Source organism: Pseudomonas fungipugnans (genome assembly GCF_029955235.1).
In the GTDB taxonomy this organism is placed as follows: Bacteria; Pseudomonadota; Gammaproteobacteria; order Pseudomonadales; family Pseudomonadaceae; genus Aquipseudomonas; species Aquipseudomonas fungipugnans.
Genome location: NZ_JARBWL010000001.1, coordinates 2551059 through 2575649 on the forward strand (window position 1 = coordinate 2551059; position 24591 = coordinate 2575649).

Here is a 24591-nt window from a genome sequence, read left to right on the forward strand (position 1 = left end):
AAGATCCTCGACCATGAAGTAAGCATTTCTTTCGGAACCTGCAACCGTGACGGATCAGTCGTGCAGTGCCGCGCCGGACTTTCGGTTGAACCAGTACCAGGCCAGGATTCCGATCGCGCCGATCGCCGCCAGCAGCAGCGCGTTGTACGGCGCCGGCACCACTCGCATGACCAGCACCGTCAGCCCGGCGCCGACGCCCAGGGAAACCTCTTTGACGAACATGTTGTTTTGTTTCACGGAGAAGTAGTCGAGGTAGCTGAACGCGCATTCGGCGATGGACAGCAGCGCGACCCAGACCAGCGCACCGGCCAGGGTTTCGACATGGAAAGCGGACGGTGACGAGAGCACCGCGAAGCCACCGACGATGATCCCGATCACCGCCAGCACCTTGAAGCGCCCGGTGCGTTCGATCAGATTCATCACCGGCACCTGGGCGAACACCACCACGGCACTGTTGAGGATCAGCATCAGGCCGTACCAGGCCGGCAGCTCGCCGGTCTTGAGCAGGATCGCCTGCGGCAGAATCGAGAACACCCCGAACAGCTTGATACCCATGATGATGCCGGCGATCACCCAGGGCAGCTTGTTGCGCCAGCCGCTGCCGTCTTTCGTGGCCGGGCGGGCAACGATGGCTTCAGTGCTGAAGGTCGCACCCAAGGCAATCGGCAGGCACAGCAGCACAAAGGCTGCGGCGCCGAGGAAAAACATCGTCGGGGTCAGCAGGGGCGACAACAGGATCAAACCGGCCACCAGGCTGCCCATGTTCATCGCCACCCGGTTGTAGGCCGCGCCTTCCTTGGTTTGCGCCGCTTCGCTCTTGATCAGGTAACCGGCAATCGCAATGCCGTAGGCAAACAAAGCGGCGGCAAACATCACCATGCCCTGGTTGCTGGTCAACGCCAGCAGCACCAGGCCCAGGGCGGCGCACAGCAGCGTGACACTCAGGGAGCGACGGCCCAGCACCAGCAACGTCAGCGGCAATAACAGCAGGAGGGCCCGATAGCCCAGGGCCAGGATGCTGTTGGTGGCGGTGTCGAGCCAGACGTTGGCCTTGCCCAACACCGCAAACAGCGAGACGGCGGTAATGATTCGAATCGTGAACAGGCGAACATTAATCACCGGTTTGGCCACGGCGACCGTTGTATCAACACTCATGCAACACCTCTAAACCAAGCGATTGGCCCTATGGCCAAGGCTGACAAGCAGAAAAGTCTGTAAGTCGATGGTAGAGAGCCGCACCCGCGCTGATCAGAGGAAGTTCGTATAGAATCAAACGAACTTTACTGCCACAGGGACCAGTAAAATGCAGGTTCAACGCGCCGTCATCGCCGCCATCGAGTTCCAGCCGGGCGTGCCGCTGGTGCAGCAGATCGTCGACCAGTTGTCGCTGGCAATCAGCCAGGGTGGCCTGCCCCACGGCGCCAAGCTGCCGCCGATTCGCGAACTGTCCGACCTGATGAACGTGGGCAAATCCACGGTGGTTGACGCCCTCGATCGCTTGCGGGCCAAGGGCCTGGTGGTGTCACGCCAGGGCTCGGGGCATTACGTGCATCGCGCCATGACCTCGTTCCCCAGCGGTGCCGGGCCAGACCTGCAACCGCAAGACACCCTCAGCGTGGTGCGCCGCGCCCTGTTGCTGGAGAATGGCGCCCTGCGTCCCGGCTGCGGCTTTCTGCCCTCCTCCTGGCTGCCCGCCGAAGAACTGCTCAAGGCTGTGCGCGGCACACTGCGCGCCACCACCCTGCGCATGGGCGAGTACGGTGTGGCCGGTGGTTACTTGCCATTGCGTCAGGCGCTGCGGGTGAAACTGGCGACCTTCGGCATCGAAGTGCCGGTGGACCAGATCATCACCACCGCCAACACCATGCAGGCCATCGACCTGCTGATGCGCCTGCTGATCAAACCCGGCGACACCGTGGTACTGGACGATCCGTGCTACTTCAATCTGCACGCCAATCTGGCGCTGCACGGGGCCAGGGTCATCACCATCGCCCGGGATTGCGACGGCATGGACCTCGATGCTTTCGAGCAACTGGTGATCGCGCACAAACCGGTGCTGTACATGACCAACAGCACGCTGCATAACCCCACCGGGCACTCGTTTTCGCCGGCGCAGGTGTATCGGTTGCTGGAGCTGAGTCACCGTTATGGTTTCCACATTCTCGAAGACGATCTGTACTGCGACATCCAGCAGCGCCGCACGCCGAGGCTGGCGGCCAGCGGGCTGGATAACGTCACTTACGTGTCCGGGTTCTCCAAGACCCTGACCGCCAACAGCCGCGTGAGTTATGCGGTGCTGTCACCGCAACTGGCGGCGCGTCTGGTAGCACTGAAAATGGCCTGTGGCGGCGTGACATCGGAACTGGCGGAGCAGATTACCTGCACGATGTTGAGTGACGGCAGCTACGCCAAGCACGCGCGGCGAACGGTGGATCGGCTGTATGAGTCGAGCAGCCGGGTGGCGGCCTGGCTGGAAGAGGCTGGGTGTTCGGCGTCTTCGTTGCCCGGTGAGGGGTTGTTTATCTGGACGCGATTGCCCGAAGGGCTACATGCCGAAACCCTGGCGCGCAAAGGTCTGGAAAAAGACCTCGTGTTGGCGCCGGGCACCTTGCTGAGCAAGGCTGACAATGCCAGTCATTTTCTGAGATTCAATGTGGCGCACAGCGATCACACCCAAGTGCGGGAGCGGTTTTTCCGGTTGCTGGATACACCCAACAAGTAACTGACAAACATTGTCCCTGTGGGAGCGAGCCTGCTCGCGAAGGCGGTCACGCAAATCCCGCTGAAAAATCCCCAATAAAAAACCCCGCTCTCCTTTCAAAGGGCGGGGTTTTTCGTGTGGCGTCTGAAGCTTAAGGCGCGTACGTCAGCAGCAGCTCGCTCGGCACTTTGAAGTCCAGGGACATCATCACGCTCAATGCGGTAATGGTGAAGATCGAGAACACGAACAGCTTGCGTGCCCAGACCGTGTCATCCACTGCCTTGTAGCCGGTCCAGGCCATGTACAACCAGTACATGCCCATAGCCGCGGCGACGGCAAGATAGCTCATGCCGGCGTAGCCGCTGAAGGTCAGCATCAAGGTCGCCACGAGGAACGCCAGGATGTAGAGCAGGATGTGCTTCTTGGCCACTTGAATCCCGCGCTTCACTGGCAGCACTGGAATCGATGCGGCCAGGTAATCGTTGAAGCGGAAGATCGCGATGGCGTAGGAATGCGGCATCTGCCACAGACTGAACATCACCAGCAGCGTCAGTGCGGCCATGTCGAAGCTGTTGGTCACGGCAACGTAACCAATCACCGGCGGCATGGCGCCCGACAGACTGCCCACCAGCGTGCCGTGAACCGACTTGCGCTTGAGGTACAGGCTGTAGAAGCCGACGTAGATGACAAAACCGATGACCGCGAACAGCGCGGCCAGCGGGTTGGCCACCTTGTACAACAAGGCAACGCCGGCAACGCCCAGGAGGGTCGCATAGACCAGGGCCAGTTTCAGGGAGATCAAGCCCTGGACCAGCACCCGGTTCTTGGTGCGTTCCATCTTCAGGTCGATGTCGCGGTCGATGCAGTTGTTGAACACGCAACCGGAAGCCACCACCAGGGACGTGCCGATCATCGCAGCCAGGAAGATGGCCAGATCGACATGCCCTTTGGAGGCCAGGAAAAATCCGCCTGCCACAGAAAGCACGTTACCGAAAATGATCCCCGGTTTGGTGATTTGGATAAAGTGCTTAAAGGACATCCGGACTTTCCTCAGTGCGCCATCATGACGGTGTGGATGCTGAACATGATCCACAGCGACAAGCCAACCAGCAGGACGATCACCATCGCAGCGAAGACAAACGCAATCACGTTGTTACGCTGGGCGGCGGAGCGGTCCAGGTGGAGGAAGTACACCAGGTGCACCAGCACCTGGATCACTGCGAAGGCCAATACGATCCACAGGGTCCACACCTTCGGCAGCGATGGGTACATCACCAGGCCGAAAGGAATGATCGTCAGGATCACCGACAGGATGAAGCCGATGGCGTAGGACTTTACGCTGCCGTGACCGGCGTCGTGGCTATCATGGCCACTGTGTGAGTGAGCTGCGTTAGCCATTACAGGGTCCCCATCAGGTAAACAACGGTGAATACACAGATCCACACCACGTCCAGGAAGTGCCAGAACAGGCTCAGGCAGCTCAGGCGGGTCTTGTTGGTCGACGTCAGGCCGTGCTTGTTGACCTGATACATCATGATCGCCATCCAGATCAGACCGCTGGTCACGTGCAGACCGTGGGTACCGACCAGGGTGAAGAACCCGGACAGGAAGCCTGAGCGGCTAGGGCCGAAGCCTTCGGAGATCAGTTTGTGGAACTCGTTGATCTCCATGCCGATGAAGCCCAGGCCGAACAGGAAGGTGATGGCCAACCAGCCCAATACCGCCTTCTTGTTGCCCTTGAACAGCGCCAGCATGGCGAAGCCGTAGGTGATCGAGCTGAGCAACAGGCAGGCGGTTTCGCCCAGCACGTATGGCAGTTCGAAGATGTCGTGGCCCGACGGGCCACCCGCTACGTTGTTAACCAGTACCGCGTACACCGCGAAGATCGACGCAAACAGAATGCAGTCGGTCATCAGGTAGAGCCAGAAACCGAATACGGTCATCTCGCCCGAGTCGTGGTGATGGTCGTCGTGCCCATGGTCCGTGCCATGGGCGTGTCCAGCAGTGGTCACTAAGTTCGACATGGTTTAAGCCTGTTCCAACGAGGTTTCAACACGGGTGGCGCCAGCTGGGACTTTCCCGGCCGCTACCAGACGCTTGTGCTGCTCGGCTTCGATGCGCTCGATCACGTCGACCGGCACCATATAGCCCTGGTCATCACGGGCAGCATGGATCACGAAGTAGATCACGGTGCCAGCGAGGCCGAAGATGGCCATCCACCAGATGTGCCAGATCATCGCGAAACCGAACACGGTCAACAGGGCACCCATGACCAGACCGGTCGCGGTGTTGTTTGGCATGTGGATCGGCTCGTACTTGACCGGAGTCTGGTACGCAGTGCCGTTTTCCTTGGCTTCGGTGAACGGGTCGATACCTGGAGCCTTCGGCAGTACGGCGAAGTTGTAGAACGGTGGTGGCGACGAGGTCGACCATTCCAGGGTGTGGGCATTCCACGGGTCGCCATGTTCGCACATGTTTTCCGGCTTCTTGCGGTCACGGATACTGACGTACAGCTGGATCAACTGGCAGGCAATACCGACAGCGATCATGATCGCGCCGATCATTGCAACGTGCAGGTAAGGCACCCACTCAGGGTTGGTGGTGGCGTTCAGACGACGGGTCATGCCCATGAAGCCCAGTGCATAGAGCGGCATGAACGCGACGAAGAAGCCCGAAATCCAGAACCAGAACGCTGCCTTGCCCCAACCTTCGTGCAGCTTGAAGCCGAACGCTTTAGGGAAGAAGAAGGCGAAACCAGCGATGTAGCCGAACACGGCGCCGCCGATGATCACGTTGTGGAAGTGAGCGATCACGAACAGGCTGTTGTGCAGGACGAAGTCCGCACCCGGGATGGCCAGCAGTACGCCGGTCATGCCGCCGATGGCGAAGGTCACCATGAAGCCCAGGGTCCACAGGACCTGGCTGGTGATACGCAGACGGCCACGGTAGATGGTGAACAGCCAGTTGAATAGCTTCACCCCCGTCGGGATCGAGATCAGCATCGTCGCCAGGCCGAAGAAGGCGTTGACGTTGGCACCCGAACCCATGGTGAAGAAGTGGTGCAGCCAGACCATGAAGCCCAGGATCGAGATCGCGCCACTGGCGTAGATCATCGAGTGGTGGCCGAACAGACGCTTGCCGGAGAAGGTCGAGATGACTTCGGAGAAGACCCCGAACGCCGGCAGAATCAGAATGTAAACCTCGGGGTGACCCCAGGCCCAGAACAGGTTGACGTACATCATTGGATTGCCACCAAGTTCATTGGTGAAAATGTGGAAATCCATGTAACGGTCAAGCGTCAGCAGTGCCAGGGTAGCGGTCAGGATCGGGAACGAAGCCACGATCAGGACGTTGGCCCAGGTGCAGGTCCAGGTGAAGATCGGCATGTCCATCATTTTCATGCCTGGAGTACGCATCTTCAGCACGGTCGCCAGGAAGTTCACCCCGGTTAGCGTCGTACCTAGCCCCGATAGCTGTAGTGCCCAGATGTAGTAGTCCACACCCACGCCCGGGCTGTAGCCCAGTTCAGACAGCGGTGGATACGCAACCCAACCGGTACGGGCGAATTCGCCGACACCCAGGGACACGTTGACCAGCACCACGCCGGAAACCAGCAGCCAGAAGCTCAGGGAGTTCAGGAATGGGTAGGCAACGTCACGGGCGCCGATCTGCAGAGGCACTGCAAGGTTCATCAGGCCGGTGAAGAATGGCATCGCCATGAAGATGATCATGATCACACCGTGAGCGGTGAAGATCTGGTCATAGTGTTCAGGCGGCAGGTAGCCAGGCGAACCCTCGGTGGCCAGGGCCAGCTGGGAACGCATCATGATGGCGTCGGCAAAGCCGCGCAGCAGCATGACCATGGCAACGATGATGTACATCACGCCGATTTTCTTGTGGTCGACCGACGTCAGCCACTCGGTCCACAGGTAGGTCCACTTCTTGAAGTAGGTGATCAACCCGAACACCGCCAGACCACCGAGCGCGATCATGGCGATGGTAATCATCACAATCGGCTCGTGGAACGGGATCGCTTCCCAACTTAATTTACCAAACATCGTTTACTCCTCTGCCCCGGCAGCTGAATGCGAACTCATGTCCATCCCTTCCATCGCGGCCACTTCTTTCTCTTTCTTCTCGTGTTCCAATGGCTTGCCCGGTTTCATGCCTTCGTACTTGTCGACGATGATCTGGAACAGGTTTGGCGTAACCGAGGAGTAGAGCTCGACTGGGTTGTTCTGGCTTGGCTTGGAAAGGGCTTCGTATTCAGCTTTTTCCAGCTGTTTAGGTGCCTTCTTGACATCACTGACCCAGGCGTCGAAATCTTCCTGAGTCGTGGCGATTGCTTTGAACTTCATGCCGGTGAAACCCGCGCCGCTGTAGTTGGCGGAGATACCGTCGAGTTCAGCGTTCTGGTTGGCAATCAGGTGCAGCTTGGTCTGCATGCCCGCCATCGCATAGATCTGGCCGCCCAGGCCCGGGATGAAGAACGAGTTCATCACGGTGTCGGAGGTGACCTTGAAGTTGATCGGCGTGTGTGCCGGGAACACGATCTTGTTGACGGTGGCGATACCCTGTTCCGGGTAGATGAACAGCCACTTCCAGTCCATGGCGACCACTTCAATGGTGATCGGCTTGACGTCGGAATCCAGCGGACGGTACGGATCCAGTGCGTGGGTGGACTTGTAGGTCACATAACCCAGGGCAATGATGATCAGGACCGGAACAGCCCACACCGCGATTTCGATCTTGGTGGAGTGCGACCATTTAGGCGCGTAGACCGCGTCTGTGTTGGAAGCGCGATATTTCCAGGCGAACAGGAACGTCATGACGATGACCGGCACGACAACCAACAGCATCAGCAGCGTTGCGGTGATGATCAGGTTTCGCTCGTCCAGGCCGACCTGGCCCTTGGGATCGAGCAAGGTCATGTTGCAGCCTGACAGCAACAACGTGCCGATCAGCGGCAATAAGCCTAGTAGTCTGGGGTACCTGTTTTTACTCATCTCACGACCTCTAAAGCAGCTTGCGCAATGCAGTTGGGTTTTGATCGCCAACACTTCACCCTGCCAAGGGTTGGCATTTTCTTGGATTGAATAAGGCCGCCCGTCGCGCGTCAGACGCTGTACGACAAATCCTGGGCTGGCGGTGAGTTCTTATTCGAATTCGTGGTCAAAGGCCTTGTTACAGACCAATTCCATTTGGTGCGGATAGTCGGAAAGGCACCGACACCTGGGAGTCGCATGAAGCCGCTAAGCCTCTCGACACCCTCATTCTGCTCAAGCTCCCTAATCGGGGTGAGCAGCGTCGGGAATTCAGTGCGGGCGATTGTAGATATGTAGCGTTTTATAAACCATGTCTCATCCCGAAATAATTTTTATCCATTCCAGCAACAATCATTAACCGATTTCGCAAAAGTTCCGCATCTTATCGAAATTAATTCTCAACAAAAACACCAAAATTTGTAGGTCTACCACCCGCAGTTCAGACAGCCTTGATGGCCAAGCGCCCTGCTTAGACCCCGCTAAAGCCCCCATTTCATAGGGGTTTTATCGATTCACCGGGGCCTGTTAAAACTGCCTGTTTACCTGCATTGAGGTTGAAAACCCGCTTCGCAAAAAAGGCGGGATTTCGTTGCTTAGCTACGCACTGAATAGTCGTCTTGAAATGCCCTGCGACACTCAAGCTGTGACAACATGTCGCACATGCGCAGCCCCCTTGGTTGCCGTTCATCACGATCTGTTTACCTGAGGTCTGAAATGCAAAACGCCCCGGCCCTCTCAACGAGGGCCAGGGCTTTTTTGCAGGCAGCGTATGACTCAGCGCGGGGCTTTGCGGTTACGCGACGTCAGCAACGGCACCAGTACCACCACCAGCACAAAGGCCACCAGCGCCCATTGCGCCAGGGACAGGCCAAGGATCGGCGGATACGGCGTGGAGCAGAAGCCGTCGACCTGGAAACCCAGCGGGAAGATCTTCGCCAGCGGCAGGCCGTCGACAATCGGTTGCAGCACATCGATGCCACAGCTGACCGCCGGGTAAAACTGCGTATAGACGTGATGCCCGGCCGCCGCCACGCCGGCCAGCGCGCAGATCACTACCAGGGTTTCAAACACCGTGATGCTGCGACGGGTGCGCATCGCCGCGCCGATAAACGCGAACAGCGCGATCAGCAGCAGTGCATAACGTTGCAGGATGCACAGCGGGCATGGCGCTTCACCCAGCACCACTTGCATGTACAGCGCGCCACCGATCAGCGCCAGGCAGATGATGCCCAGCAACACCAGGTAGCGTCGCTCACGTCCCAACCGCATTGTTTCGTCACTCATCGCATTTCCCTTCAAGATATCGACTGCCCGCCAGTCTACACGCAGGCGCTGAGCCGGTGTGGGCTGGTGGGATTGGGGGGAATAAACGATAAACCGGTTAAGAAGGGATTAAGTTTTGGGTGTTTTTTCCAAGGCTTGAGACCGGGTTGCCGCCTTCGCGAGCAGGCTCGCTCCCACACTGGATCTGTGTCGTTCACAAATTCCCATGTGGGAGCGAGCCTGCTCGCGAATGCCGCACCTCGGGCCTGCTGAATCAGCGCGACCGCTTATTCCAGCGCCGAAGCCGGCCCGAAGAACTCATACCGGCTCTGCTGCTCTGGCACACCCAGAGCGTTGAGATGACGCTTGATCGCCCCCATGAACCCTTTCGGCCCAAGGAAGTAAGCGTCCAGATCCCGCTGCTGCGGCAGCCACTCGCCCAACTGTTCCTGGCTCAACAGCCCGACCTTGTCCGCCGCCGGGCTCACGCCGTCGTCCTCGGCATAGCAATAAAAGCGCTTGAGCTGCGGATGACGTGCCGCCAATCCATCGACCCAGCCGCGGAAGGCATGCACGCTGCCATTACGCGCACAGTGGATGAAATGCACCGGCCGTTCGGTGGCCAGCGCCGCTTCCAGCATCGCCAGCGTTGGGGTAATGCCCACGCCACCGCTGATCAGCACCAGCGGCTTGTCGCTGGCAGTCAGGGTGAACTCGCCCGATGGCGGGAACAGGTGGATGCTCGCGCCTACATGCAACTGGTCGTGCAGGTAGTTGGAAGCGCGGCCGCCGGTTTCCCGCTTGACGCTGATGCGGTACTGGCCGTTGTCTGACAGGGACGACAGCGAGTAGTTACGGCGAATCTCTTCACCGTCGAGGACCAGCTTCATGCCGATGTACTGACCCGGCTCGGCGGCGAGGATCGGACCTTTGTCCGCTGGCTCGAAGTAGAACGAGATGATTTCCGCGCTCTCTTCGACCTTGGCCGTCACGATGAACTCCCGCGCCCCACGCCAGCCGCCGGGTGCCTGGGCTTTCTGGTCGTAGATCGCTGACTCGGCGCCGATCAGGATATCGGCCAATTGACCGTAGGCCGCTCCCCACGCCGCGATCACTTGCGGGGTGGCGATCTCCTCACCCAGCACCTCGGCAATCGCGCGCAGCAGGCAACTTCCGACAATCGGGTAATGCTCCGGCAGGATTTGCAGCGCCACGTGTTTGTTGATGATCTTGGCCACCAGGTCGCCCAACTGGTCGAGCTGGTCAATGTGGCGGGCGTACATCAATACGCCATTGGCCAAGGCCCGCGGCTGATCGCCACTGGCCTGATGCGCCTGGTTGAACAGCGGGCGAACTTGCGGATACTCAGAGAGCATCATCCGGTAGAAGTGGGTGATCAATGCTTCGCCGCCGCTTTCCAGCAACGGCACAGTGGATTTGACGATGGCACGGTCTTGAAGGCTAAGCATTAGGGACACTCCTGAGCTTTACTTGATTACCCTAGGCTCATCAGTTTCCATGCCAACAATTAAATTCTTATAAATCAATAAGTTGAAAACATAGTAGTCATATAGACACAGATGGATTTATAGTCACTTCGACCACATGGAGTCACTATGACTGCAAAACCCCTTCTCACCGCCCTGCTGCCGCTGGTGTCCGATCTGTCGCGTGAGCTGCCCGAAGGCGAGCGCTATCGGCGCCTGCTCGAAGCCATGCGCGCCCTGTTGCCCTGCGATGCCGCCGCGTTGTTGCGCCTCGATGGCGAGTGGCTGGTGCCGCTGGCCGTGGACGGCTTGAGCACCGACACCCTGGGCCGACGCTTCAAAGTCAGTGAACACCCGCGCTTCGAAGCCTTGCTCGGCAGCCCCGGCCCGACCCGGTTTGCCGCCGACAGCCAATTGCCCGATCCCTATGACGGGCTGGTGGAAGGCCTCCACGAACATCTGCAAGTCCACGACTGCATGGGCTGTCCGCTGTTTATCGACGAGCGCCCATGGGGCCTGCTGACCCTCGACGCCCTCGACCCGGAGCGCTTCGAGCCGATAGAACTGGACGCCCTGCACGCCTTCGCCAGCCTGGCCGCCGCCACCGTCAACGCCGCCGAGCGGATCGAACGGTTGGCCAGTCGCGCTGAAGACGAACACCAGCGCGCCGAGGTCTATCGCCAGGCCAGCGGCCAGAGCCGGGAGATGATCGGCCAGAGCAAGGCCCATAAACGGCTGGTGGACGAAATCAATCTGGTCGGCGGCAGCGACCTGACCGTGCTGATCACCGGCGAGACCGGGGTCGGCAAGGAGCTGGTAGCGCAGGCGATTCACGCCGCTTCCCCTCGCGCCGACAAACCGATCATCAGCCTCAACTGCGCCGCGCTGCCGGATACGCTGGTGGAAAGTGAACTGTTCGGCCATGTGCGCGGCGCGTTTACCGGCGCCATGAATGACCGTCGCGGCAAATTCGAACTGGCCAACGGCGGCACACTGTTTCTCGATGAAGTCGGCGAACTGTCGCTGACCGTGCAGGCCAAGCTGCTGCGGGTGCTGCAAAGCGGCCAGTTGCAGCGGCTGGGCTCGGACAAGGAGCACCAGGTGGACGTGCGTTTGATCGCCGCGACCAACCGTGACCTGGCCGAAGAAGTGCGCAGCGGTCGTTACCGCGCCGATTTTTACCATCGACTGAGCGTCTACCCCTTGCTGGTGCCCGCCTTGCGTGATCGCGGCCGGGACGTGTTGCTGCTCAGCGGCTATTTCCTGGAACAGAACCGCTCGCGCCTGGGCCTCAACAGCCTGCGCCTGAGCAGCGACGCCCAGGCAGCGCTGCTCGCGTATGGCTGGCCGGGAAATGTACGGGAGCTGGAGCATTTGATCGGGCGCAGTGCGTTGAAGGCGCTGGGTCACTGCAAGGAACGGCCGAAGATATTGAGCTTGAGCGCGGCGGATCTGGACTTGCCGCATGACCGTGTCGAACCCGAGGCGGCGCCAACCGCCGCCAGCCCTGCGCCTTTGGTTTCGGGCGACTTGCGGGCGGCGACCGAGCATTATCAGCGCCAACTGATCAGCGCCTGCCTGGAACGGCATCACAACAATTGGGCGAGCGCCGCCCGTGAGCTAGGCTTGGATCGAGCGAATCTGGGGCGCATGGCCAAGAGATTGGGGATGAAATAGTGCAATCCACTGTGGCGAGGGAGCTTGCTCGCGCTGGAATGCGCAGCGCTCCCGAATCAGGCAACGCGTCGCATCAGGTAATCCTGATGTGCAGTTTTGCGACTGCTGCGCAGCCGAGCGGGAGCGAGCGCCCTCGCCACAGGGGCTCACCATTTGGCTGGTGATGGGTATTTACCTAAAGCCTGCCCCCAAGAAGTCGATAACCCGGCATCAATAGCTTTCAGGCGACTTCCAACTCGCCCATCACCTTTTTCCACAGAAGGTTTTTATGTCCTCCAACAAAGCCCGCGCAGATTCACTTTCGCTTCTGCTGTTTACCTTGCGCAGCGGCAAGCTGATGGCGATCAACCTGCTGAAAGTCAGTGAAATCATCCCCTGCCCGCCGCTGACCAAGCTGCCGGAGTCGCACCCCCACGTCAAAGGCATTGCCACCCTGCGCGGCGCCTCACTGTCGGTGATCGACCTCAGTCGCGCCATTGGCGAACGACCGCTGGAAGATCCCAACGGCGGCTGCCTGATTGTCACCGACGTCAGCCGCTCCAAACAGGGCCTGCACGTGCAGGCCGTGAGCAAGATCGTCCACTGCCTGACCACCGACATCCGTCCGCCGCCCTTTGGCTCCGGCGGCGTGCGCTCCTACATCACCGGCGTGACCTCGGTCGACGGTGTACTGGTGCAAGTGCTGGACATCGAAAAAGTCATCCACGGCATCGCCCCGGCGCAGATCGAAATGGCGCCGACCGAACTGAGCATGGAAGACGCCGAAGTGCTGGGCAACGCCCGGATCCTGGTGGTCGACGACAGCCAGACCGCGTTGCAGCAATCGGTGCACACCCTGCGCAACCTCGGCCTGCAATGCCACACCGCCCGCAGCGCCAAGGAGGCCATCGACTGCCTGCTGGACCTGCAAGGCACCGCGCAGCAGATCAACCTGATCGTCTCGGACATCGAAATGTCGGAGATGGACGGCTACGCCTTCACCCGCACACTGCGCGAAACCCCGGACTTCTCGCACCTGTATGTGCTGCTGCACACTTCGCTGGACAGCGCGATGAACAGCGAAAAAGCGCGCCTGGCCGGGGCCAACGGAGTGCTGACCAAGTTCTCCTCGCCGGAACTGACCAAGTGCCTGATCGAAGCGGCCAGGGCGGTCGCCGAGCAGGGTCACTGAGTCATGGCTGAAGATTTCTGCTTTCTGATGCGGCGTTGCCTCGCCGAGGCGGCGCCGGCGATTGTCTGGCCAAAGGGTGTTGATCTGACGGTTTACCACCCTCAGCGGGCTCAAGCGGTCCATGAGTTGATGGAGCTGGGCTATCGCGAGGGCGGCGGTCGTGTGCCGGCGCTTGAGGTGTGGCAACAGCGTTTTGAAACCGACGCCGAATATGACCCGCAATTGTGCTTCATCGCACTGGATGCCGAGGGCATCGTCGGGGTTTGCCAGTGCTGGACCAGCGCCTACATCAAGAATCTGGTGGTGCATCCCCGGGCCCAGGGCCTGGGACTTGGCCGCGCATTGCTGCTACATGCTTTCAAGGTGTTTCAGGAACGGCACGAGGGATTTGTGGATTTGAAGGTGCTGGAAGACAACCTGCGGGCGCTGCGATTGTATGAAAGTGCCGGGATGTATGTGGTTCGGCGCGAGCCGGTGCCAGCCTGAGCTACCACCATCGCGAGCAGGCTCGCTCCCACATTGGATCTTCAGTGTTCACAAAACCTGTGGGAGCGAGCTTGCTCGCGATGGGGCCTGCACTACCGACATAACACCATCAGGCATACTCCAGCCTTGGCCAACTCAAGCCCAAGGACGCCCAAACCATGAAAGCCCCAACCCTGATCCTGCTCTGCCTCACCGCCCTCACCGCCCAGGCCCAAGCCTCCACCCCCGACGCCTGGGCCGCCTTCGACAAAACCGTCCTCGCCAGCTGCACCAAGGCCAGCGGCCTGAAAGCCGCCAAGCCCGTGGGCAACCCCGCACAATTCGATGATCGGGTTGGCTACACCGCCCTCCTGTTGCAAGGCCAGTACCCGCAAAAACACATGAAAGGCCAGCAAGGCACTGAGCTGTGCCTTTACCACAAGAAAAGCAAAACCGCCTACGTGACCGAATGGGACAGCATCCGCCCACAATGACTGGCGCATAACTTGCTTCGATACAGGCCATTGCGCTGACTTTCTGGCGCCGTCTCCTGCCTTCAGATGCGACCAGCTGACCCATGAATACGACGTTTTCCTGCGTAGGTTGCGGCAAATGCTGCAACGATCACCATGTGCCCCTGACCCTGGCGGAAGCCCGCATGTGGGCGGTTGACGGCGGGCAGGTGATTGTCCTGGTGGAAGGATTTCTGAGCAGTGGCCTGGGCGTGCCAGCGCAGCAGCGCGAACATGCCGAACGCCGCTCGGTGGCGATCCGTAGCGGTGCCGCCCAGGCCTACGTGGCCATCACCTTCGCCGCTTACAACGTCGGCGCCTGCCGGAATCTTGACGAAGACAACCTGTGCCGCATCTACGAACGCCGGCCACTGGTGTGTCGCATTTATCCGATGGAAATCAATCCACACATTCCGTTGAACCCGGCAGCGAAGGAATGCCCGCCTGAGTCCTGGGCCCAGGGGCCGGATCTGATTGTCGGGAGTGAGTGGGTGGATCGGGAACTGTCGGACCTGATCCTGCGCTCGCGGCAGGCGGATCGTGATGATGTACAGACCAAGGATGCGATTTGCGCGCGGCTGGGGATTCGCACGACAGCGCTCAAGGGCGACGGGTTTACTGCTTATCTGCCGGATATGGCCGCGTTTGCAGCGGTGATCGATCAGGTGGCTGAGCAACCGCCCTCGGCGGCCGCCAGTGAGTGGCTGTTTCATGTGTCGGGCGAGGACATTGCCGGGCAGGTTGTGGCGGCTGGGGCACAGGTGGCGGTTGAGGTGCCGGTGAATTATGCGTTTATCTCGTTGCGGACGGCTTGATCCCTGGGATCAGTTGCATGTCATGGCCTCTTCGCGAGCAGGCTCGCTACCACAGGTGTGGTGAACACTGAAGATCCAATGTGGGAGCGAGCCTGCTCGCGAAGGGGCCGGCCCTGCCGACACAAAACCCGAATCTAACCCCGCCGCCCCCAAAACTCCCGCGCCAGCAACCGCAAATCCCCCGCCAGTCCCGCCACATCCTCTGAATTGACCTGGCTCTGGCGCCCCTCATTCACCGTCACCTCACACGCCGTGCGAATGCCGATGATGTTGCGGTTGATGTCTTCACTCACCGCACTCTGCTCTTCCACCGCCGCGGCAATTTGCAGGCTCATTTCGGAAATCCGGTTCACCCGCTGGCTGATCCCGTCCAGCGCCTGCGTGGCGCGGCTGGCCTGATCAACGCTGTTCTCCACATGCTCGCTGCTTTGCTGCATCACCAGCACCGCATCCCGCGCACCGTTTTGCAGGGTGCTGATCATCCGTTGAATCTCGTTGGTCGATTGTTGAGTGCGTTGGGCCAGCCCGCGCACTTCATCGGCCACCACTGCAAATCCGCGTCCGGCATCCCCGGCCCGCGCCGCTTCAATGGCCGCGTTCAGCGCCAACAGGTTGGTTTGCTCGGCGATGCTGCGAATCACTTCCAGCACCCCGGAGATATCAGTGCTATGGCCTTCCAGCTGATGAATCACCTCCGTCGCCCGCACCAGCTCTTCGGCCAGGCGCAGCACCGCACTGCGGCTGGCGCCGACCAGTTGATAGCCTTCGCGGGTTTCGCTACCCGCCAGATCCGCCGCCACCGAGGCCTGCTGCGCATGGCTGGCGACCTGCGCCACGCTGGCCGCCATCTGGTGAATTGCCGCCGCCACCTGATCGGTTTCCGCCTGCTGGGCCAGGGAGCTGGTGTGGCTGCTGTGCAGATGCTCGACCAGTTGCGCCGCGTGCCCGGCCAGCCGTTGCGACGCATCGCCAATGCGCCCCACCACCGCACCGACCTGCGCTTCGAGCATCTGCAGGGCAAATTCGATCTGGCCGAACTGATCCCGGCGACCGGTATAAATCCCCTGGCTCAACGGGTTATCGGCAATCTGCCGGGCGCGCTCGGTCAAGGTGTTCAGTGGCCGCAGCAGCGCACCGACACCAAACGCCACCAGGCCACAACCCACCGCCAGCGCCGACAAGTCGCTGATCGAAAACGAGGCATGCAACCACATCTCGGCACCGACCACAGCGGCCAGCACAACGCCGAACAACACGGACAACTTGAGCCCGAGGCTGATTTGCGGAAGGCGTTGGCGCAACGATGTCCGCCCCTCTCGAATCGCGGCATAGGCTTTTTCCGCGGCTTCGATCTGCCGGGCACCGGGTTTTGTGCGTACCGACTGGTATTCCACGGCCTGGCCGTTTTGTGTCATTGGCGTGGCGAATGCACTGACCCAATAGTGATCGCCATTCTTGCAGCGATTTTTCACCAGTCCCATCCATGAGCGGCCGTTCTTGAGGGTCTGCCACATATGCGCGAACGCCGGCGCCGGCATGTCCGGGTGGCGCAACAGGTTATGTGGGGCACCCAGCAACTCTTCACGGCTGTAGCCGCTGATATTGATGAAGTCGTCGTTGGCGTAGGTGATCGCGCTGGTCAGATCGGTGGTCGAAAGAATGTTCGCATCAGCTGTAAAGTCGACGTTGCGACCGGTCACCGGGAGGTTGATCTTCATGGAAAGCGCGCTCGTTTTATGGGAATAGAGTCGGCAGGGCTGCTGACTCTAAGCGCACGAATTCCACAAACGTTGATCTGGCTCAGGAACTGAGCACTTAGCCATCATTGGTGCCGTAAATCGCCAACGATGGCTGGTACGCGGGGGATAAACTTCAGCGCTTGCCCATCGAACGACGTGTACCCGGCGGCGCTGCGCCTGGGGTCTTGGTGTGGCCGTTCTTGGCGCCGTTCTTGTACCACGGCTGGCTGGCGGCTTTTGCAGCGGCCAGTTCGCCCGGCTTGAACGGGAACTTGAAGGCCGGGATCGCGGCTTTGGATTCGCTGTCTGCGCTGGAGTCGACGCTGTCTGGCAGGTCAGCCTGGTCGTCGCTCAAGGCGTCGGCAACCGGCGGTTGTGTCGGGGAAGTCATGAAAGCTCCGGGTGGTGCACAAAAGTCCGGCCCGATAAGCGAGCCGTGAAAGGCGCGAGTATACCTGTGTCGGGAGTTGCAAGCTGCAAGTGGTCGGTTTCAGGCGACAGGAAGAAGGTCATTTGGTTTTTGTGCTGACTGAACAGAAGCCATCGCGGGCAAGCCCGGCTCCCACAGTTGATCTGTGTTGTACACCAAACACTGTGGGAGCGCGGTACAGACTCACACGCCCAAACTGACAGCCCCGTCAGTTAGCAGTCACTTTCCTGACCCCCTGACAGGGCTATAAGGAAGGTATAAACCTGACACCCTTCCGACCCTCTAGCCCGGCGCCCCACTCGCATGCGAATTCAGAAAAAATCCGCCTTGATCGCAGCCCCTTTGATTGTCATTGCAGGACTGGGCCTGTGGTATGCCACTCGCCCCGCCACCGCCAAACTTGCCGCCCCTACGGCGATCCCGGTGCGGGTCGTTGCCGTGACCGAAAAAGATGTGCCGCGCTATGTCACCGGCATCGGTTCGGTGCTGTCGCTGCACAGTGTGGTGGTTCGTTCGCAGATCGACGGCGTGCTGACCAAATTACTGGTCAAGGAAGGGCAACTGGTCAAGACCGGGGATTTGCTGGCGACCATCGATGACCGTTCGATCCGCGCCAGCCTCGATCAGGCCCGTGCGCAGTTGGGTGAAAGCCAAGCACAGTTGCAAGTGGCGCTGGTCAACCTGCAGCGCTACAAACTGTTGAGTGTCGACGACGGGGTTTCCAAGCAGACTTACGACCAGCAGCAAGCACTGGTCAATCAGCTCAAGGCCACCGCCCAAGGCAATCAGGCGTCCATCGATGCCGCTCAGGTTCAGCTTTCCTACACGCAGATTCGCTCCCCGGTTACTGGCCGCGTTGGTATTCGTACCGTGGACGAAGGCAACTTCCTGCGCATGGCTGACGCTCAGGGCCTGTTCACCGTGACCCAGATCGACCCCATCGCCGTCGAGTTTTCCTTGCCGCAGCAAATGCTGCCAACCCTGCAAGGGCTGATCGCTGACCCGAAAAATGCGCAGGTCAAAGCCTACATCGGCGCTGACACCGACGGCGAAACCGGCAATCTGCTGGGCGAAGGTCACCTGACGCTGATCGATAACCAGATCAATGCCAACACCGGGACCATCCGCGCCAAGGCTGAATTCAACAACGCCGGCCAGAAGCTGTGGCCCGGCCTGCTGGTGACGGTACAGATTCAGACAGCGCTGGATAAAGATGCGCTGGTCGTACCGCCCACAGTCGTACAACGTGGCCTCGATCAACATTTCGTGTACCGGATCAAAGGCGACAAGGTCGAAACCGTACCGGTGCAGATGGTCTATCAAGGCAGCGGTCAGGACACCATCACCGGCGTAAACGCAGGTGATGTGCTGGTCAGCGATGGCCAGTCGCGCCTTAAACCGGGCTCCACCGTGCAGGTGCTGACTGATCCACCACAAGTGGTGCAATCAGGGGCAGCACAATGACGGGCCGCGGAGGGGTTTCCGGCTGGTGCATCGATCACCCGGTGGCAACGATTCTGCTGACCTTTGCGATGGTGCTGCTGGGCGTCATTGCGTTCCCGCGTTTGCCCATCGCGCCTTTGCCGGAAGCGGAGTTCCCGACCATTCAGGTGTCCGCGCAACTGCCCGGCGCCAGCCCCGACACCATGGCGTCGTCGGTGGCCACGCCGCTTGAGGTGCAATTCAGCGCCATCCCCGGCATGACCCAGATGACGTCCAGCAGTGCGCTGGGCTCCAGTCTGCTGACCCTGCAATTCACCCTCGACAAGAGCATCGACACCGCTGCCCAGGAAGTACAGGCGGCGATCAACACCGCCGCCGGCAAGCTGCCCAAGGACATGCCGACACTGCCGACCTGGAAGAAGGTCAACCCGGCAGACAGCCCGGTGCTGATCCTCAGCGTCAGCTCCAGCCAAATGCCCGGCACCGAACTCAGTGACCTGGTGGAAACCCTGCTGTCGCGTCAGATCAGTCAGATCGACGGCGTAGGCCAAATCAACATCACCGGTCAGCAACGTCCGGCGATTCGGGTCCAGGCCTCGGCGGACAAACTCGCGGCCATCGGCCTGACCCTGGCGGATATTCGCCTGGCGATCCAGCAGACCAGCCTCAATCTGGCCAAGGGCGCGTTGTACGGTGAGTCGAGCATCTCGACCCTGTCCACCAACGACCAGCTGTTCCACCCTGACGAATACAGCCAGCTCATCGTTTCCTACAAGGATGGCGCACCGGTTCACCTCAAGGATGTCGCCAAAGTCGTCAACGGTTCGGAAGATGCCTACGTGCAAGCCTGGGCTGGCGATCAACCGGGGGTGAACCTGGTGATCTCCCGCCAGCCAGGCGCCAACATCGTTGAAACCGTGGACCGTATCCAGGCCGCGCTGCCGGGCCTTGAAGCCATGTTGCCGGCCTCGGTGCAGGTCAAGGTGTTGATCGACCGTACGCAGACTATCCGCGCGTCGTTGCATGAAGTGGAAATCACCCTGTTCATCGCGATCATGCTGGTGGTGGCGGTGATGGCGCTGTTCCTGCGCCAGTTGTCGGCGACGCTGATTGTGTCAGCCGTGCTCGGCGTGTCGCTGACGGCCAGTTTCGCCCTGATGTACATCATGGGTTTCAGCCTGAACAACTTGACGCTGGTGGCGATCGTGGTGGCCGTGGGGTTTGTGGTCGACGACGCGATCGTGGTGGTGGAGAACATCCACCGACACCTCGAGGCGGGCGACGGCATGCGCGAAGCGGCGATCAAGGGCGCTGGCGAGATTGGCTTTACCGTGGTCTCGATCAGCTTCTCGCTGGTGGCGGCATTCATCCCGCTGCTGTTCATGGGCGGCGTGGTCGGGCGACTGTTCAAGGAATTCGCCCTGACGGCGACCTCGACCATTCTGATTTCGGTGGTGGTATCGCTGACCCTGGCGCCGACGCTGGCGGCCTTGTTCATGCGCGCACCGGTGCATCATGCCCACAGCAAACCGGGGTTTGGCGAGCGCTTGCTGGCCGGTTACGAGAAACTCCTGCGTCGCGCCCTCGCTCACCAGCGCTTGATGATCGGGGTGTTTTGCCTGTCGCTGGGCCTGGCCATCGCCGGTTACATCTTCATCCCCAAAGGCTTCTTCCCGATTCAGGACACCGGTTTTGTCCTCGGCACCACGGAAGCGGCTGCCGACATTTCCTACAGCGACATGGTGAAAAAACACCTGGCGATGGCCGAAATCGTCGCCGCCGACCCGGCCGTGCAGGCGTTTTCCCACTCGGTCGGCGTCTCGGGCAGTAACCAGACCATCGCCAACGGACGCTTCTGGATCGCCCTCAAACCACGGGGCGAGCGTGACGTCAGCGCCAGCCAGTTCATCGACCGGATTCGTCCACAGTTGATGAAAGTGCCGGGCATTGTTCTGTACCTGCGTGCAGGCCAGGACATCAACCTCAGCTCCGGCCCGAGCCGCGCCCAGTATCAATACGTGCTCAAGAGCAACGATGGCCCGACGCTGAGCACCTGGACCCAACGCCTGACGGAAAAACTGCGCACCAACCCGGCGTTCCGCGATCTTTCCAACGACCTGCAACTGGGCGGCAGCATCACCCACATCAGCATCGACCGCATCGCCGCCTCGCGCTTCGGCCTGACCGCCAGCGATGTCGACGAAGCGCTGTACGACGCCTTCGGTCAGCGGCAGATCAACGAGTTCCAGACCCAGATCAACCAGTACAACGTGATTCTGGAACTGGACACCAAACAGCGCGGCAAGGCCGAGAGTCTCAACTATTTCTACCTGCGCTCACCACTTAGCGGGGAAATGGTGCCACTGTCGGCGCTGGCCAGGTTCGATGCGCCGACCATCGGCCCGCTGTCCATTGCCCATGACGGCATGTTCCCGGCCGCCAACCTCTCGTTCAACCTGGCGCCCGGCGTGGCGTTGGGGGATGCGGTGATCATGCTCAACCAGGCCAAGGCCGAGATTGGCATGCCGGCGGCCATCAGCGGCAACTTCCAGGGTGCGGCCCAGGCGTTCCAGAGCTCGCTGGCCAGTCAGCCATGGCTGATCCTGGCGGCGCTGGTGGCGGTGTACATCATTCTTGGCGTGCTCTACGAGAGCTTCGTGCACCCGCTGACGATCATCTCGACCCTGCCGTCGGCGGGACTTGGCGCGGTGATCATGCTGTGGATTTGCGGCCAGGACTTTTCGATCATGGCGTTGATCGGGCTGGTACTGTTGATCGGCATCGTCAAGAAAAACGGCATCCTGATGATCGACTTCGCGCTGGAAGCTCAGCGCAACGGCGGACTGCCGCCGGAAGAGGCGATCTACCAGGCCTGTATCACGCGGTTCCGGCCGATCATCATGACCACCCTCGCCGCCCTGCTCGGTGCCTTGCCGCTGATGCTGGGTTACGGCACCGGCGCCGAACTGCGCCAGCCACTGGGTATTGCGGTGGTCGGCGGCCTGTTGGTAAGCCAGGCGCTGACGCTATTTACCACACCGGTCATATACTTGTGGCTGGAACGATTTTTCCATCGGCCCAAACCAGCGCCATTGCCGGCACTGGCGACCACAGACTGAGGCGGGGTCATGCGCGTTCTGATTATCGAAGACGAAGAAAAAACCGCGGACTATTTGCATCGCGGCCTGACGGAACAGGGCTACACCGTGGACCTGGCGCGGGATGGCGTCGAAGGCCTGCACCTGGCGCTGGAAAGCGACTACGCGGTGATCATCCTCGACGTCATGCTGCCGGGTCTCGATGGCTTCGGCGTGTTGCGTGCACTGCGGGCGCGCAAGCAGACCCCGGTGATCATGCTCACCGCCCGCGAGCGTGTTGAGGACCGCATTCGCGGCCTGCGCGAGGGCGCCGACGATTACCTGGGCAAACCGTTTTCGTTCCTGGAACTGGTGGCGCGCCTGCAAGCGCTGACCCGGCGCAGTGGCGGCCATGAACCGGTGCAAGTGAGCATCGCCGACCTGTGGATCGACCTGATCAGCCGCAAGGCCACCCGTGCCGGCGCGCGCCTGGATCTGACCGCCAAGGAGTTTTCGCTGCTCAGCGTGCTGGCCCGTCGGCAGGGAGAAATCCTGTCGAAAACCGCCATCGCCGAGATGGTCTGGGATATCAATTTCGACAGCGACGCCAACGTGGTCGAAGTCGCGATCAAACGCCTGCGGGCCAAGCTCGACGGGCCGTTCGACGAAAAGTTGCTGCACACCATTCGTGGCATGGGGTATGTGCTGGAGAGTCGCGGTGCCCAGTAATTCCATTGCGCTGCGCCTGAGTGGCATGTTCACCCTGGTGGCCGCGCTGGTGTTTCTGTTGATCGGCGGCGCCTTGTATCAACAGGTGGAAAAAGGCTTGGGCCTGTTGCCGGAAGCGGAACTGGATGCCCGTTACAGTGTGCTGGAATCCACCGTCGGGCGTTTCGGCACGCCCGAGCACTGGGCGAAGATCAACGCCAAGCTCAACCTGCTGGGCGAGGAAGACAAACGCATCCGGTTCTGGATCGTCAGTGGCGATCCGGCCTATGAATACGGCAACCCGACGCCGCAGGTCCGCGACTTTTCTGCCGGCCCGCTAGGCCGGCGTGATCTGCAACTGCCGGATCAGCCCTATCCGTTGAAAGTGCTGGTCAGTCAGTTCCCGGCCAAGGACCAGCGCCCGCCGCTGCGCTTCCTGATCGCCATCGACACCGAGACCTTTTTGCAGACTCAGCATCACCTGCTGATCGCCCTCATCAGCCTGGCGATTGTCGGCGTGCTGCTGGCTTCGGCACTGGGTTATTGGGTAGCGCGCATTGGCTTGCAGCCGTTGATCAAGCTGTCCCATGAAGCCCAGCGGCTCGCACCGCCATTGCGCGCCGGGCGTCTGCGCCTGTCGCCATTGCCGCCGGAGCTGAATCAGTTTGTCAGCTCGTTCAACTCCACGCTGGAACGGGTCGAGCAGGCGTACTCACGCCTGGAGTCGTTCAACGCCGATGTCGCCCACGAACTGCGCTCGCCGCTGACCAACCTGATTGGCCAGACCCAAGTGGCGCTGACTCGCGGGCGCTCGGCGGAACACTATTTCGAGGTGCTGCAATCGAACCTCGAAGAGCTGGAGCGCCTGCGTTCGATCATCAATGACATGCTGTTCCTGGCCAGCGCTGATCAGGGCAGCAAGGCCACCAAGCTGACTTCCACTTCGCTTGCCGATGAAGTGGCGACGACTCTGGAATATCTGGACTTCATTCTCGAAGATGCTCAGGTTCAGGTCCGAGTCAGCGGCGATGCGCAGGTGCGAATCGAGATCGCGCACCTGCGCCGGGCCTTGATCAACCTGCTGAGCAACGCGGTGCAACACACCGAAGCCGGGCAGGTGATCGAGGTGCGGATCGAGGTCGAAGAGCATCAGGTGAGCATCGGCGTGGCCAACCCGGGCTCGCCGATTGCCAGTGAACACCTGCCGCGCCTGTTCGAGCGTTTCTATCGGGTCGATGCGTCACGCAGCAACAGCGGCAACAACCATGGGCTGGGGTTGGCAATCGTCAAGGCGATTGCGCTGATGCATGGCGGCGATGTGTTTGTGCGCAGTGATGATGGCATGAATACGTTCGGGATTTATCTGCCAGTCTGAATCCACACCAATCCCCGTGGCGAGCTTGCTCGCGCTGGGCTGCGTAGCGGCCCCAAAACCCCGTGACGCGGCGTATCAGACAAACCATGTGCAATGGTTTCACGACTGCTTCGCAGCCGAGCGGGAGCAAGTTCCCTCGCCACAAAAGCCCCCAGCTCATTTACTGTTGCTCGCCGCGCAACAGTCCTTTCTTGTATCCGCGCTGTTTCTCCCGCCGTTTGAACCTTATCTTGGCCTCACCAAACAGCACTTGCCAAGCAAGAAGGTTTCCAGAATGTCCAACAGTATGGGTATTGCCAGCGCTTTCGTTTTGTCGTCATTGTTCCTGTCCCCGTTCGCCATGGCTGAAGAGTCGCAGTCTTTCGTCGCGCAACACTCGGCGCGTGCCGCGGCATACGAACAGGCACAAGAGGAGATGACGGCCAAAACCCAGGAGGCTGCACAAACCCCTCAAGCTTCGACTTCTGCGACCCACCAACAGGTCCAGAAAGACAGCTGACTGCCCCGCTTCACTCTGTTTCCCTCGACACTTTTCATCGGCTCTTCCCCTTGAAAAGTTGTCTTCAAGCCGCTGCTCTCAGCGGCTTTTTTTCGTTTTGATTTTAATTCGTTTGCAATCGTCTTCCTTAACAAGAAACATCGCGCACCTCAAAACATTGAAGTGTTTAGTTGACCCAAGGAGC

Annotated in this window: 21 protein-coding genes and 1 pseudogene; 11 read left to right on the forward strand and 11 right to left on the reverse strand. The window is 60.4% G+C overall.

Features of this window, described 5'->3' with window-relative positions:
* Positions 1 to 54: 54 nt before the first annotated feature.
* The gene (locus POF45_RS10485; RefSeq protein ID WP_282315642.1) at positions 55 to 1155 is read right to left on the reverse strand and encodes an MFS transporter; all 1101 of its coding nucleotides are present in this window, start codon (positions 1153 to 1155) and stop codon (positions 55 to 57) included.
* A gap of 148 nt (positions 1156 to 1303) precedes the next feature.
* On the opposite strand from POF45_RS10485, the gene POF45_RS10490 reads away from it, so the two are divergent.
* Positions 1304 to 2722: an aminotransferase-like domain-containing protein gene (locus POF45_RS10490; protein WP_259496438.1), complete on the forward strand. Its 1419-nt coding sequence runs from the start codon at positions 1304 to 1306 to the stop codon at positions 2720 to 2722.
* A 130-nt stretch (positions 2723 to 2852) separates the two neighbouring features.
* Here POF45_RS10490 and cyoE read toward each other — a convergent pair whose 3' ends face one another.
* The 7 genes from cyoE to hmpA form a co-directional block, all read right to left on the reverse strand.
* Positions 2853 to 3740 carry a heme o synthase gene (gene cyoE / locus POF45_RS10495; protein ID WP_259496439.1) on the reverse strand — a complete coding sequence of 296 codons (888 nt, stop codon included), beginning with the start codon at positions 3738 to 3740 and terminating at the stop codon, positions 2853 to 2855.
* An 11-nt stretch (positions 3741 to 3751) separates the two neighbouring features.
* Complete coding sequence (cyoD, locus tag POF45_RS10500) at positions 3752 to 4099, reverse strand: cytochrome o ubiquinol oxidase subunit IV (protein ID WP_259496440.1); 348 nt, start codon at positions 4097 to 4099, stop codon at positions 3752 to 3754.
* Complete coding sequence (locus tag POF45_RS10505) at positions 4099 to 4725, reverse strand: cytochrome o ubiquinol oxidase subunit III (RefSeq protein WP_259496441.1); 627 nt, start codon at positions 4723 to 4725, stop codon at positions 4099 to 4101. Before POF45_RS10505 ends, cyoD begins: the two co-directional genes overlap by 1 nt.
* A gap of 3 nt (positions 4726 to 4728) precedes the next feature.
* Complete coding sequence (gene cyoB / locus POF45_RS10510) at positions 4729 to 6759, reverse strand: cytochrome o ubiquinol oxidase subunit I (RefSeq protein ID WP_282315643.1); 2031 nt, start codon at positions 6757 to 6759, stop codon at positions 4729 to 4731.
* A gap of 3 nt (positions 6760 to 6762) precedes the next feature.
* Complete coding sequence (gene cyoA / locus POF45_RS10515) at positions 6763 to 7707, reverse strand: ubiquinol oxidase subunit II (RefSeq protein WP_259496448.1); 945 nt, start codon at positions 7705 to 7707, stop codon at positions 6763 to 6765.
* Between the two features lie 813 nt (positions 7708 to 8520).
* Entirely contained in the window at positions 8521 to 9030 is a 510-nt protein-coding gene (locus POF45_RS10520) for a disulfide bond formation protein B (RefSeq protein ID WP_259496450.1), read from the reverse strand.
* 266 nt (positions 9031 to 9296) lie between these two features.
* Positions 9297 to 10478: an NO-inducible flavohemoprotein gene (hmpA, locus tag POF45_RS10525; RefSeq protein WP_282315645.1), complete on the reverse strand. Its 1182-nt coding sequence runs from the start codon at positions 10476 to 10478 to the stop codon at positions 9297 to 9299.
* Positions 10479 to 10625: 147 nt separating this feature from the next.
* On the opposite strand from hmpA, the gene norR reads away from it, so the two are divergent.
* The 5 genes from norR (at position 10626) to POF45_RS10550 (ending at position 15136) form a co-directional block, all read left to right on the forward strand.
* Positions 10626 to 12173, forward strand: a complete 1548-nt coding sequence (gene norR, locus POF45_RS10530) for a nitric oxide reductase transcriptional regulator NorR (protein WP_282315646.1) — start codon at positions 10626 to 10628, stop codon at positions 12171 to 12173.
* A 268-nt stretch (positions 12174 to 12441) separates the two neighbouring features.
* The gene (locus POF45_RS10535; RefSeq protein ID WP_259496459.1) at positions 12442 to 13344 is read left to right on the forward strand and encodes a chemotaxis protein CheV; all 903 of its coding nucleotides are present in this window, start codon (positions 12442 to 12444) and stop codon (positions 13342 to 13344) included.
* A gap of 3 nt (positions 13345 to 13347) precedes the next feature.
* Complete coding sequence (locus POF45_RS10540) at positions 13348 to 13830, forward strand: GNAT family N-acetyltransferase (RefSeq protein WP_259496460.1); 483 nt, start codon at positions 13348 to 13350, stop codon at positions 13828 to 13830.
* Positions 13831 to 13988: 158 nt separating this feature from the next.
* Complete coding sequence (locus tag POF45_RS10545; RefSeq protein WP_259496461.1) at positions 13989 to 14303, forward strand: hypothetical protein; 315 nt, start codon at positions 13989 to 13991, stop codon at positions 14301 to 14303.
* Between the two features lie 83 nt (positions 14304 to 14386).
* Complete coding sequence (locus POF45_RS10550; protein ID WP_282315647.1) at positions 14387 to 15136, forward strand: YkgJ family cysteine cluster protein; 750 nt, start codon at positions 14387 to 14389, stop codon at positions 15134 to 15136.
* Positions 15137 to 15270: 134 nt separating this feature from the next.
* Here the strand turns inward: POF45_RS10550 and POF45_RS10555 are convergent, their stop codons facing one another.
* The 3 genes and pseudogenes from POF45_RS10555 to POF45_RS10560 form a co-directional block, all read right to left on the reverse strand.
* Positions 15271 to 16350: a methyl-accepting chemotaxis protein gene (locus POF45_RS10555; protein ID WP_431978606.1), complete on the reverse strand. Its 1080-nt coding sequence runs from the start codon at positions 16348 to 16350 to the stop codon at positions 15271 to 15273.
* Between the two features lie 222 nt (positions 16351 to 16572).
* Positions 16573 to 16854, reverse strand: a pseudogene (locus tag POF45_RS29870) (PAS domain-containing protein); the annotation flags it as partial.
* Between the two features lie 154 nt (positions 16855 to 17008).
* Positions 17009 to 17266, reverse strand: a complete 258-nt coding sequence (locus tag POF45_RS10560) for a hypothetical protein (protein ID WP_259496464.1) — start codon at positions 17264 to 17266, stop codon at positions 17009 to 17011.
* A 342-nt stretch (positions 17267 to 17608) separates the two neighbouring features.
* On the opposite strand from POF45_RS10560, the gene POF45_RS10565 reads away from it, so the two are divergent.
* The 5 genes from POF45_RS10565 to POF45_RS29755 all read left to right on the forward strand — a co-directional run bounded on the left by POF45_RS10565 (position 17609) and on the right by POF45_RS29755 (position 24407).
* The gene (locus POF45_RS10565; RefSeq protein WP_282315649.1) at positions 17609 to 18769 is read left to right on the forward strand and encodes an efflux RND transporter periplasmic adaptor subunit; all 1161 of its coding nucleotides are present in this window, start codon (positions 17609 to 17611) and stop codon (positions 18767 to 18769) included.
* On the forward strand, positions 18766 to 21867 hold the full coding sequence (locus tag POF45_RS10570; RefSeq protein ID WP_259496466.1) for a multidrug efflux RND transporter permease subunit: 3102 nt from the start codon (positions 18766 to 18768) through the stop codon (positions 21865 to 21867). The genes POF45_RS10565 and POF45_RS10570 overlap by 4 nt, the downstream gene beginning before the upstream one ends.
* A 9-nt stretch (positions 21868 to 21876) precedes the next feature.
* On the forward strand, positions 21877 to 22554 hold the full coding sequence (locus POF45_RS10575; RefSeq protein WP_259496467.1) for a heavy metal response regulator transcription factor: 678 nt from the start codon (positions 21877 to 21879) through the stop codon (positions 22552 to 22554).
* Positions 22544 to 23908, forward strand: a complete 1365-nt coding sequence (locus POF45_RS10580; RefSeq protein WP_259496468.1) for a heavy metal sensor histidine kinase — start codon at positions 22544 to 22546, stop codon at positions 23906 to 23908. Before POF45_RS10575 ends, POF45_RS10580 begins: the two co-directional genes overlap by 11 nt.
* 274 nt (positions 23909 to 24182) lie before the next feature.
* Complete coding sequence (locus POF45_RS29755) at positions 24183 to 24407, forward strand: hypothetical protein (protein ID WP_259496469.1); 225 nt, start codon at positions 24183 to 24185, stop codon at positions 24405 to 24407.
* Positions 24408 to 24591: the final 184 nt, after the last annotated feature.